Consider the following 12,405-nt stretch of genomic DNA (forward strand, 5'->3'; position numbering starts at 1 on the left):
CGTTTCTTAAGTCGCTAAACTAGTTAAATTAATATTGGAGTTTTACACATGGATAATCAAAGAGTCAATTCTTATGGGATTGCTGGCTCTATATATGCTAATTACATAATACAAAGTATTGCTTTAATTGTTATTATGCAGTTCGCAGAAAGCATTTCAAAACAGCTTAATACCGATGTAAATGTCGGTCTTGGCTATGTTGCATCAGGAATCGGTATTGGAAAAATTTTATTAATGTTTGTCGGTGGAATGCTATCTGATAAATTTGGACGAAAATTATTTATCTATTTAGGTATGACTTGTTATATTGTCTTTTTCGTCAGTATGCCATTTTGTCATAATATAGATATTGCGTTTTGTTTAGCTATTGCCATCGGTATAGGTAACTCTTTCTTAGATACAGGGTCTATGCCTGCATTAACTGAATGTTTTCCTCGCTCATCTGGTTCGGCTAGTGTTTTGATTAAAGCTTTTATCTCAATGGGAAGTTTTATTCTGCCACTAATTGTTGGATTATTTTATAAATACGATATTTGGTATGGATGGGCATTTTTTGGCTTTACTGCCTATCTAATTATTAATGCAATCAATTTACTTCCTAAAAAATTTCCACCTAAAGATACCAGAATTAAAGGTAATCAAGGTTCTGATGATTACTTTATTCATAAACCAAATTTTGCTTTTGAAGGCATTTTATTGATAATTATGGGATTCACAACCACCGCAACCTTTGTGATTATTTGGCAATGGCTACCTGCGATTGCAATTAAGGCGGTTAATATGCCATCAATTGAAGCTAAACAGCTTATTAGCTTTTATAGTTCTGCTTCAATCGTTTCTGTCTTTATCACTGCTTTTATAGTGAAAAAATTCTTGAAACCAATTTATTGTATTTTTATCTTACCTGCAATGTCATCATTGGTTTTACTATTATTTTATTTTGACCTATCGCCATTAATGTGTTTAATCACCGCAATCGGGATGGGATTTTTTGCTGCTGGAGGTGTTTTACAATTAACCTTAGTTGTGATGCAACAAATGTTTCCAACTCGCAAAGGGCTTGCTGTGGGTTGTATGTATACTTTCAGTGGCCTGTCTTTCTTTATTATCCCGAGAGTTATCCCTGAATTGGCCGAAATTAATGTTAGTTATGCTATCTTAGCTGATTTGATAATGGCCGTAATGAGTACCTTACTAGGACTAATTGTTTACTGCAGATTTATTAAAGTTATTGATATGAAGAAGATTTAAATGTGAATCACTCGAATAACTAAAATAATTACTGAGCCGTCTTAATGACGGCTCTTGTCTATAAGCATTGTTAATAAATTAATGTTTTGTCAATTCCTAGCGAATTTAACAAAAGTTTTTTCCTACGTCAGTATCGAACTTTAGCTTGTTGAACTTATCAAAAAAGACTTGCTATTAACTAAAAAATAAATAAAAATACAAAAAATATGAATAAATATTCATTTTGGTGGTGATAAGATGAAAGAAAGAACAACTGAATTGGTTGATGGTTTAAGGCATTCGGTACCTTATATTAATGCTCATCAAGGAAAAACTTTCGTTATTTTATTAACAGGTGCAGTGCTAAAGAGTCATAATTATGCAAGTATTATTAGTGACATTGGTTTATTGCATAGTTTAGGCATTAAATTGGTTATTGTGAATGGTGCTCGTAACCAAATAGATGAATCACTCAAAAGTCATAATATCCAACCTAGATATCATAAAAATACTCGAATTACTGATGCTGCTACTTTAGACATTGTTAAACAGGTGACCGGATTATTACAGCTCAATATAACAGCAAGTTTATCAATGAGCTTAAATAATACGCCCTTACAAGGTGCACATATCAATGTTGTTAGCGGTAATTTTGTTATTGCACAGCCATTAGGTGTTGATGACGGAGTGGATTATTGTCACACTGGGAAAATTCGGCGAATTAACAATGAGGCAATTGATGAACAATTGAACCGAGGATCAATTGTATTATTAGGGCCTGTAGGGGTATCAGTTACTGGTGAAAGTTTTAACTTATCGTCCGAAGATGTTGCCGCTGAAGTTGCTATTCGCCTTAAAGCTGAGAAATTAGTAAGCTTTTGTGCTGAGCAAGGTGTGCTTGATGAAAACAATCATGTTATTACCGATCTGTTTCCGATTGATGCCGATAATTACGTTAATAACAAAGAGCAAAGTGGTAAGCATTTATCTAGTGAAGCGCGTTTTTTACGTGCTGCATCAAAAGCATGTCGCAATGGTGTGCGTCGTAGCCATTTAGTCAGTTATCTAGTGGATGGTTCTATTCTGCAAGAACTATTTTCTCGTGATGGTATTGGAACTCAAGTGTCAATGGAACATTCAGAACAAGTCCGTACCGCAACGATAAATGATATCGGTGGTATTTTAGAATTAATCCGTCCACTTGAAGAACAAGGTATTTTGGTTAAACGCTCAAGAGAACAGTTAGAAATTGAAATTGATAAATTTACCATTATTGAGCGTGATAATATGACGATTGGCTGTGCAGCTCTTTATCCATATCCGGAAGAAAAAATGGGCGAAATGGCTTGTGTAGCTATTCATCCTCAATACCGAAACTCGTCACGCGGTGATCTATTATTAGAAAAAATTGCAGAAACGGCTCACAATTTGGGGTTAGAAAAGATCTTTGTGTTGACTACTCGTAGTATTCACTGGTTTCGTGAAAAAGGCTTTAATCCAGCTGAAGTCGATGACCTGCCTATTAAAAAGAAACAACTTTATAATTATCAAAGAAATTCGAAAATTTTAATGTTTGATTTAGTTTAACTATATCAAGTTTAAAAAGTCCAATTTATTCAAGTTGGACTTTTTTATTTTGACTAAATATAAGATGGCCTAATTATTAATTTGAGATAAACGATAGCTATATCAATATCAATATGATTATATGCAGAAGATAAAAAATTGCTTATTGTTTATGGAAGAAATAGCATTATTGAAAATAGAAAAGATAAGCAAGATTAAAGGGGGATGAATACTATTGTTGACCCACTTTAAATATAACAATTCGCATTTTGCAGAACTTGTAACGTAAATGATTTTTTTAAATAAAATCCTCGTGGACGCGTTAATATAATTTGGCCGTTTTCACCAATAGCTTCAGTCAAAGCTTTTCCATTAGCTGCTTTAGGACGGATCTGTAAATAAGTACCATAACGGGCAGTAATCTTTTCAACCTGACCAAGTACAATCATATCCATCAACTCTTGCCAATCTTGTTTAAGTTGTTGCTCTTGTTGTTCAGTTGGTGTCCATAATATGGGGTGGCCAACTTTTCTCTGGGCTAGTGGTATACTTCGTTCACCTTCAATAGGGATCCACAGAACTTTACTTAGTTTATATTTCACATGGCTTGTTTCCCAAATTACACCATGATTAGCCATTAAAGGGAGGACACTGACAAAAGTGGTTTCGAGTGGTTTACCTTGTTTATTAACAGGAATGGTTTTTAATTCGATACCTAAATTAGCAAAATCACGTTCGGCTTTACTACCAGCATTAGCGCCTAAAAAAGTTTCAATTAAATTACCTACCCATCCTTTTTGTTTATTAAGATTAGCTGGAATAGCAATATTTAAATAGTTAGCTATTTCACCGAAACTATAACCTGCAGCGAGTCTGGCTCGGTTTAATAATTCTTGTTCATTGCAAGGTTGGAAATTTTTCATTTAATCTGTTTTAAATAACTTTAATCATATCCACAACTCATTATATTGGCTGTGGATATTAAAATAAATCATTATTAACTTAGTTTTTCAACCCAATTAGTATAACTATTAATGATCAATGAAAGAAATGCTTTAGTTTTTTCACTAATATTATCATTTTCATCAAAAGCACTGTTAATATTACCAATATAAGCTTCTGGTTGTTGTAGTGTTGGCATATCAAGAAAAACGAATGATTGTCGTAATTGATGGTTTGCACCAAAACCACCAATAGCACCTTGAGAGACAGAAACTACCGCAGCTGGTTTTTGCGACCAAACACTTTTACCATAAGGGCGAGAACCCACATCTAAAGCATTTTTAATCACTGCCGGCAAGCCTCGATTATACTCTGGTGTCACAAATATAACACCATCACAATTGGCAATTTGTTGACGAAAACGTTCATAAGATTTGGGTGGTGAATCTACATCAATATCTTCGTTATAAAACGGTAAATCACCAATCTCAATAATATTTAAAGAAAGTGATTGTGGCGCTATCTGTTGTAATACTTTTGCGACTTTTAAATTGTAGGAATCTTTACGTAAACTACCAACAAGTACAGCAATTTTTTTACTCATTTGTAATTCTCCCTTATTCAAAAGATAAAGAGACACAATATGTGTCTCTTATTCGGGATGATCACTCCTCGCCACTAGATTTTAGTGACCAGAAGAGTCCAATTTACGGCCTGTTTCAAATAAGAACCATGCGCGTTTTTCAGTTTGATCTATCCATTCTTCAATTAAACTTGCTGTTGCCGAGTCATTATATTTATCACAAATATCATGGGCTACACGCATACGAGTAGTAAGTTTAATATTATCTTGGCAGAGTTCAGCTATCATATCCGATGGTTCAACAAAATCAGCATCGTTATCAGAGATACTCTGTAATTTTGAAATATGACCAATTGAACGTAGAGTTGTACCGCCTAATTTCCGGACACGTTCAGCAATTGGATCAGTCATTGCAAATAACTCTTCTCCATGATCATCTAACATTAAATGATAATCACGAAAATGAGGACCACTTACATGCCAATGAAAGTTTTTGGTTTTTAAATATAAAGCAAATACATCTGCTAATACAGAGTTCATGGCACCGGAAATATCTTTTGATGCCTTTTGACCTAAATCAGTTGGAAACAAAATAGCTGCTTGTTGTAGCTTTTTTGCCGAAGTCGTACTTTTAGCCATATTAGATTCTCCTGTTAATTGAAAAGTAAAATAACTTTGTAATATCAAATTACGCCAACTCATCAGTAAAAAACAGTCATTATTAACTATTGCTGTTATATCAATAGTCTATGGATAAATTAACCAAAAAAAATATTTACCAAATCTTTAAAAATAAATTCCAAAATAATAATTAATTTTGCAAATTATGATCAAATTAAAGCCATTTTAAATCATTTATAGCATCAATATTTTTATCAATTAGATAATTAAATTTATTTGTTAAACTAATATTTGTTGACTTACTTTAACTCTGAATGACAACCTTGACTGATGCTATTTACTATTTTTAAAAATCTAAAATCATGAGATAAGCAAAATAATTATAAATATATAAATCAAAAAAATTGAGGAAAGGGGTTTTTAGCCTGAAATTATTGGTTAAATTTGGTAACGAACGCTACATTTTTAATTATTATATTAAAATTATTCTAAATTGTTACCAGTTTTTTTACTAAATAGCGTTATGGAATTTTCGAGTATATGTTTTTGGGAAAGTCGTTATTATTTAATCTCTTAAATAATAACGACCCAAATCATTTTTAATGATAAAAATTAAAACAATAATCTTGCTCGAATTGTACCTGTAACACTTTTCAGCTTAATTAATAACTCTTCGGCTTTATTTTGTTCAACTCTATCAATATCAATAACGACATAACCTATTTTAGCATCAGTTTGTAGATATTGGGCAGAAATATTTAGACCTTGTTCAGCAAATAATGTATTGATAGCCGTTAATACCCCAGGTTGATTATGGTGAATATTGATAAAACGGCTTGAACCTTTTGCTGGAATCGGTAATGAAGCTTCAGGGAAGTTAACCGCTGAAAGGGTTGCACCAGTATCGGAATATTTCGCTAATTTAGTTGCAACCTCAATACCGATATTTTCTTGTGCTTCACTGGTTGAACCGCCAATATGAGGAGTAATAATAACATTATCAAATTTACATAAAGGTGATTCAAAAGGATCATTATTGGTAGCAGGTTCCGTTGGGAAAACGTCAATTGCAGCACCGCTTAGTTTATTGGTTTCTAAAGCTTGTGTTAGCGCTTCGATATCAATCACGCTACCACGTGATGCATTGAGCAATATTGCACCTGTTTTCATCATATCAATTTCAGGCTGGCTAATCATTTTAATTGTGGTTGGATTTTCTGGAACATGCATACTGACAATATCACTGATAGCAAGTAATTCTCGCATTGTTGGAATTTGTTTGGCATTTCCTAGTGATAATTTGGTTTCAATATCATAAAAAAAGACATTCATTCCTAATGATTCAGCTAATACACTCAACTGGCTACCAATATGGCCATAACCAATGATACCTAAATTTTTACCTCGAGCTTCGTGCGAACCTGTGGCTAGTTTATTCCATTTACCCTGATGGGCTTTAGCGTTAGCTTCAGGTACTCGGCGAAGTAATAATATTGCTTCAGCTAAAACCAGCTCTGCTACAGAGCGAGTATTTGAAAATGGCGCATTAAAAACCGGAATACCTTTAACCGTCGCTGCGTCAAGTTCAACTTGATTAGTGCCAATACAAAAACAACCAATACCGGCTAATTTTGGCGCTGCATCGATGATCTCTTTAGTTAAATGGGTTCTGGAACGAATACCAATAAATCTGGCATCTTTTAAAGCTGTTTCAAGCTCAGATTTCGATAGTGCCCCCTTATGATACTCAATGTTATTAAAGCCCGCCGATTTAAGTGTTTCAACTGCGCTAGGGTGGATACCTTCAAGTAATAGAAACTTGTTTTCGTCTTTCGTTAATGCCTGAACAGCCATTTATTCCTCTCTATGCTTAATATTTTAATTAATTGTAAACACAAAATTATCCATTAAAAATGCAATCTTTTATTTTGTTAATTCTTTTACACCAGAACTAGTACCGACTAAGGCAATATCAGCCCCTTTATTGGCAAATAATCCAACAGTAACTACTCCAGCAATGCTGTTAATACGATTTTCCAATTCCATTGGTTTGGCTACAATGAGATCATGAACGTCTAAAATGACATTACCATTATCGGTAATAACACCTTGGCGATAAATTGGTTTGCCACCAAGTTTGAATAATTCTCTAGCAACATAAGAACGAGCCATAGGAATGACTTCTACTGGTAAAGGGAATTTGCCAAGGACATCGACAACTTTAGATTCATCAACGATACAAATAAACTGCTTAGCTAAAGCTGATACGATTTTTTCACGAGTTAGAGCTGCTCCACCACCTTTAATCATTTGCATATGATGATTAATTTCGTCGGCACCATCGACATAAATATCTAAGCTATCTACTTCATTACAGTCTAATACGGGAATTCCATAGCTTTTTAATTTTTTAGTTGATGCTTCTGAGCTAGAGACAGTTCCTTTTATCTGATCTTTTATTGTCGCAAGTGCATCAATAAAGTGCGCCGCAGTAGACCCAGTTCCTACGCCAACCAATGAATCAGGCTTAACATATTTTAGCGCTGACCAGCCTACAGCCTTTTTTAGTTCATCTTGTGTCATGATATCACCGTATGTAAATATGATTTTGATCAAAAAAATTTTAAAATTTTAAAAGCAAAATTGTTCAATATATGGCATAGTAACCAATTGGAAAGCAAAAATCATTAGTATTTTAAGAAAATCTATAAAGTTTTAGATCGATTTCAAATTTTTTGCAAAATAAAAATAGCTTGAATGACCAAGCAAAGATCAAATCATTAGTAAAGAGATTATGAAGCGTCCAGATTATAGAGCACTACAAGCATTAGATGCAGTGATAAAAGAACGAGGATTTGAACGAGCGGCCGATAAATTGTGTATAACACAACCAGCGGTTTCGCAACGTATTAAGCAATTGGAAAGCTTTTTTGGTCAGCAACTATTAGTACGAACTATTCCTCCAAAAGCGACCAAACAAGGCGAACATCTTCTCGGATTATTACATCAAGTCGAATTATTAGAACAGCAATGGTTAGGGGATAATGAACAAAATACTACGCCATTGTCACTATCAATTGCTATTAATGCTGATTCGTTAGCAACATGGTTTTTACCAGCATTAAAACCAGTTCTTGATAAAAATATTTTACGTTTTGATATTCAAGTTAAAGATGAAGAGCATACCTTAGAACTTTTACGTTTAGGTACTGTTGTAGCGGCAATTAGTATTCAACCAAATCCTTTACCAGGATGTTTATCAGATTTATTAGGCGCATTAGATTATATCTTTGTTGCTTCGCCTGAATTTGCAAAAAAATATTTTCCGAATGGGGTAACCCGTTCATCACTTTTAAAAGCACCAGCGGTCGCTTTTGATCACTTAGACGATATGCATCAAGCATTTTTACAGGAAAATTTTAATTTGACACCAGGCAGTGTAATTTGCCATATCACTAGTTCGTCAGAAGCTTTTGTTCAGTTAGCTAAACAAGGTTCTGCATGTTGTATGATTCCTATGTTACAAGTAGAGCAAGAGTTAAAAACAGGGGAATTAGTTAATTTAACTGAAGGTTTATTCCAAAGACGGATGCTATATTGGCATCGCTTTGCTCCTGAAAGTAGTGTAATGCAAAATATTTCCGAAACGTTAATTCGTTATGCGCAGCGTATATTATCTCAGCCTGCGGAACGAAAATAACTGTCGCATAAACTATTTTTTAGCTAACTAAAATGTCGCTTTAACTATTTTATTACCAACTAGCAAATTTATAGAACTAAAAGATGAGCCAATTGAAAAACGATCGTTACTTACGCGCATTACAGTGTTTGCCGGTAGATTACACGCCAGTTTGGATGATGCGTCAAGCTGGTCGCTATTTGCCTGAATATCGACAGCTTAGAGCAAAAGCCGGCGATTTTATGACAATGTGTCAAACGCCAGAACTCGCATGTGAAGTGACTTTACAACCGTTGCGACGCTTTGAACTTGATGCCGCAATTATCTTTTCTGATATCTTAACCATTCCCGATGCTATGGGACTTGGATTATATTTTGAAGCTGGTGAAGGCCCTAAATTCGAAAAAACAATTTCTAGTTTGGTAGATATAGAACAATTGCCAATACCCGATCCAGAACAATCACTTAAATATGTGATGGATGCCATTCGTTTAACTAAGCAAGAGTTGGCCGGTAAAGTACCCTTAATCGGCTTTTCAGGTAGTCCATGGACATTAGCCACTTATATGATTGAAGGTGGCAGTAGTAAAGCTTTTACTAAAATAAAGAAAATGCTTTATTGCGAACCAAAAGCGTTACATCTATTATTAGAAAAATTGGCTAATAGTGTGGCACTGTATCTAAATGCACAAATTGATGCCGGTGCGCAAGCGATTATGATATTTGATACTTGGGGTGGAGTACTTAGCCATCAGAGTTATCGTGAATTTTCTTTGCATTATATGCAATTAATTCTTTCCCAATTAAAGCGTGGTAAGAAAAGTGACAATATTACTTCTTATGTCCCTGTTACGCTATTTACCAAAGGGGGGGGGTTATGCTTGGATGCAATTTGTAAATCAGGAAGTGATGCAATAGGTGTTGATTGGACTGTGGATTTGAATCTAATTGCTCAAAAGGGTAATATTGCTATACAAGGTAATTTAGATCCTTCAATATTGTACGCTAATGAAGAAACTATAGAGTCTCAAGTTGAATCGGTACTGACTGATTTTGGTCACTATAATGGCCATATTTTTAATTTGGGGCATGGTATTCATCAAGATACACCCATTGAACATGTACAATATTTAGTAAAAGCAGTACATCAACAGTCCAAAAGGTTCCACTTATGATTAAAAATCCAGTTCAATTAAGAATAGCAAAGTTAGCTGTTTGGCAACAGCGTTTATTCATGGTTTGCTTATGTGAACGAATGTATCCAAACTTTGTTTATTATTGCCATTTACAACAAGATGAACAATCAGCTGTTGGTTTTAAAAAAATTCTTGATTTAATTTGGGAGTCATTATTAGTAGAAAATGTTAAAATCAATTTCGATTTACAACTCGAAAAACTGGAATTGATAATTCCAATCCTCAATGAAGATAGTCCGTATATGGTTTATCCAGCTATTGATGCTTGTCAGGCGCTGAGTGAGATTTTACATTCTTATATCAGTGGTGAAATAGTCGAACATTCGGCTAAAGTGAGTAGTATCTCGGCAACAACGGTAGCTGAATTTGAAATGACAAGGGACAATATTGAACTTTCGGAGCAAGAACAATCGCAATTACCTAGTGTTATTGAAGAATTTGACTTACAATGGGATATTTTTCGATTATTAAGTAATGAAAACAATGAAATGATTGATCTAATTAAAGGCTTAAAGGAGGATATAAGATCTACTAAAACGAGTAATATTGGTGTTTTTTTGAGCGATTAAATCGCTTACGGAGTGATTTTTTTAATTTTTATTAAATTTTTCTTTAACATTACACAAATATAGACTACATTTAACAGCAATGTAATCTGAATGATGTTTACAGAAGCAAAATTAAGTGATTAAATTTTGCTAAAAATGTTAACTTTAACAATAAAATAAATATGTAAGGATATCTCCATGAATAAAACAGAACTTGTAGATGCTATCGCTAGTAAAGCTGATATTACTAAAGTTGCCGCTAAAACAGCGTTAGAAGCAACTCTTGCTGCTATCACTGAATCACTAAAAGCTGGTGAGCCGGTTCAACTAGTTGGTTTTGGTACATTTAAAGTTAATGCTCGTAAAGCTCGTACTGGTCGTAATCCAAAAACTGGTAAAGAAATTAAAATTGCAGCAAGCAAAGTACCAGCATTTGTTTCTGGTAAAAGCTTAAAAGAAGCAATCAAATAATATTATTGTTTGCTTTTTTCCTATCATTATTGATAGGGTAGCATCAAAGGCCATACATGGATAAGTTATGGCCTTGTTGTTAATATATCAAATTCTCTTCTTTTTTATTCTTCAGTCTATTAATTTTTCATAATTATTATCAATCTTTATCAATATCAATTGTTATTTAAGTGGTTAATTTGCTAAATTTGGCATTCAATAGATTGGCTAAATCACATGGGGATATTTCGATTTCTAATCCTCGTTTGCCACCTGAAACTAACATTGTCTGGTACTGTTTAGCACTAATATCAATCAGTGTCGGTAATAATTTTTTTTGACCCAAAGGACTGATTCCACCCACTACATAACCAGTCGTTTTTTGTGCTAAATGTGGATCAGCCAACTCAATTTTTTTACAATCTAGTATTTTAGCAACTTGTTTTAGATCTAAAGAACAATCAACAGGCAGAACACAAACTGCCAATGTCTTATTATCACCATTGATGCTCACGATTAAGGTTTTAAATATTTGACCGGTAACAATATTAAGTTCTAATCCAAGTTTATTGGCAGCTTCTTGACCATAACGAGTCTGATCGGCATCGTGCTGATATTGATGAATATTAAATTTTATTTTCTGATTTTTTAGTAATCTAATGGCTGGCGTCATAATAATAACCGTAACATAAAGATTTTCGGTGAGAATTAGAAATTAATAATCCCTATTAAATTTTATTAATAGGGATTAATGATAATTAAGAAATTATTAGTTTGTCATTATCGTCTAATTTTGTCGATTCAATACTATTATTTACGCTGTATAAACGATAAAAGAAGCTAAATATAAAGAAATCAGCAAACACAGCTAGTGAGGTAGATATAACATCAATAACAATATTTTTTCCTAATAAAGAACTTATACCACTCAGTATTCCAGTAAAAATAACGCTGATTAAAATCATTAAAACAGGCGCTTTCCAATTTTGGAAGAAAAACTTGTGGCAGGCACTAAATCTTTGAAAAAAAGGCATCGAGTTAGGTTGTGCTGCTGAAACGAGAAAATAATTAAAAATCGACTTATAAATTACTAAAGCGGTGCAACCTATCATCAATATTAATAGTAATGATACCATTTGGGGTAGAAGCAATCCTATTATGCTAAGGACCAGTAAGAATACAATAACGATAGGAATACAAATTAACATATATAAAACAGAAAAACCAAGTATATTCAGGCATATTGATAGTATTCGCGAGAATATTAAGCTTGGATTAAGTTTGTTACTCATTGATAAATTACTGATAATGCTCAATATGATTGAAACCAAAACTACATTCACCAAATATAGAACTAGGAGGGATTGCATAACATAATTGGTGACCATACCGAATTGATTAAATAATTCTAAATCTACCAATAGGCGTTCGAGATCAATTACACAATTTATAATTAGGGTATTAATTAACCCAAGTACAATACTTGATATCGCTATTAGAGAAAATCGATTACGTATAAAGTTAATCGTTTGTTGAAAAATAGCAGTAAATGAAAGGTCTCTTTGTGAATCCATCATGTTTCCTTCTATG

At 33.5% G+C, this 12,405-nt stretch carries 13 protein-coding genes; 6 read left to right on the forward strand and 7 right to left on the reverse strand.

Annotated features, from left to right (window positions below):
- Positions 1-48 precede the first annotated feature (48 nt).
- Both H3T54_RS08395 and argA read left to right on the forward strand, forming a co-directional pair.
- On the forward strand, positions 49-1,251 hold the full coding sequence (locus H3T54_RS08395; protein WP_198222054.1) for an MFS transporter: 1,203 nt from the start codon (positions 49-51) through the stop codon (positions 1,249-1,251).
- Between the two features lie 237 nt (positions 1,252-1,488).
- Positions 1,489-2,817, forward strand: coding sequence for an amino-acid N-acetyltransferase (gene argA, locus H3T54_RS08400; RefSeq protein WP_110448659.1), 1,329 nt, complete (start codon positions 1,489-1,491; stop codon positions 2,815-2,817).
- A 227-nt stretch (positions 2,818-3,044) separates the two neighbouring features.
- Here the strand turns inward: argA and mutH are convergent, their stop codons facing one another.
- The 5 genes from mutH to rpiA all read right to left on the reverse strand — a co-directional run bounded on the left by mutH (position 3,045) and on the right by rpiA (position 7,525).
- Positions 3,045-3,719: a DNA mismatch repair endonuclease MutH gene (gene mutH, locus H3T54_RS08405; protein WP_198222056.1), complete on the reverse strand. Its 675-nt coding sequence runs from the start codon at positions 3,717-3,719 to the stop codon at positions 3,045-3,047.
- Positions 3,720-3,793: 74 nt separating this feature from the next.
- Complete coding sequence (locus H3T54_RS08410; RefSeq protein WP_198222059.1) at positions 3,794-4,342, reverse strand: NADPH-dependent FMN reductase; 549 nt, start codon at positions 4,340-4,342, stop codon at positions 3,794-3,796.
- Between the two features lie 81 nt (positions 4,343-4,423).
- Complete coding sequence (locus tag H3T54_RS08415; RefSeq protein WP_065578262.1) at positions 4,424-4,960, reverse strand: Dps family protein; 537 nt, start codon at positions 4,958-4,960, stop codon at positions 4,424-4,426.
- Positions 4,961-5,554: 594 nt separating this feature from the next.
- A complete protein-coding gene (gene serA / locus H3T54_RS08420) occupies positions 5,555-6,796 on the reverse strand; it encodes a phosphoglycerate dehydrogenase (RefSeq protein ID WP_110448662.1) in 1,242 nt (413 codons plus the stop codon).
- A gap of 69 nt (positions 6,797-6,865) precedes the next feature.
- Positions 6,866-7,525, reverse strand: coding sequence for a ribose-5-phosphate isomerase RpiA (rpiA, locus tag H3T54_RS08425; protein WP_198222061.1), 660 nt, complete (start codon positions 7,523-7,525; stop codon positions 6,866-6,868).
- A gap of 211 nt (positions 7,526-7,736) precedes the next feature.
- On the opposite strand from rpiA, the gene H3T54_RS08430 reads away from it, so the two are divergent.
- The 4 genes from H3T54_RS08430 (at position 7,737) to H3T54_RS08445 (ending at position 10,836) form a co-directional block, all read left to right on the forward strand.
- Positions 7,737-8,642: a LysR family transcriptional regulator ArgP gene (locus tag H3T54_RS08430; protein WP_065578265.1), complete on the forward strand. Its 906-nt coding sequence runs from the start codon at positions 7,737-7,739 to the stop codon at positions 8,640-8,642.
- Positions 8,643-8,725: 83 nt separating this feature from the next.
- Entirely contained in the window at positions 8,726-9,796 is a 1,071-nt protein-coding gene (gene hemE, locus H3T54_RS08435) for a uroporphyrinogen decarboxylase (RefSeq protein ID WP_198222063.1), read from the forward strand.
- Positions 9,793-10,386: a YjaG family protein gene (locus H3T54_RS08440; protein WP_110448665.1), complete on the forward strand. Its 594-nt coding sequence runs from the start codon at positions 9,793-9,795 to the stop codon at positions 10,384-10,386. Before hemE ends, H3T54_RS08440 begins: the two co-directional genes overlap by 4 nt.
- A 177-nt stretch (positions 10,387-10,563) precedes the next feature.
- The gene (locus H3T54_RS08445; RefSeq protein ID WP_065558407.1) at positions 10,564-10,836 is read left to right on the forward strand and encodes an HU family DNA-binding protein; all 273 of its coding nucleotides are present in this window, start codon (positions 10,564-10,566) and stop codon (positions 10,834-10,836) included.
- 166 nt (positions 10,837-11,002) lie between these two features.
- Here H3T54_RS08445 and ybaK read toward each other — a convergent pair whose 3' ends face one another.
- A complete protein-coding gene (gene ybaK / locus H3T54_RS08450) occupies positions 11,003-11,488 on the reverse strand; it encodes a Cys-tRNA(Pro) deacylase (RefSeq protein WP_198222065.1) in 486 nt (161 codons plus the stop codon).
- Positions 11,489-11,573: 85 nt separating this feature from the next.
- Positions 11,574-12,392 (reverse strand): hypothetical protein, encoded by an 819-nt coding sequence (locus tag H3T54_RS08455; protein WP_198223317.1) that lies wholly within the window; start codon positions 12,390-12,392, stop codon positions 11,574-11,576.
- Positions 12,393-12,405 lie beyond the last annotated feature (13 nt).

The organism is Gilliamella sp. B14384G10 (assembly GCF_016101685.1).
GTDB lineage: Bacteria > Pseudomonadota > Gammaproteobacteria > Enterobacterales > Orbaceae > Gilliamella > Gilliamella apis_A.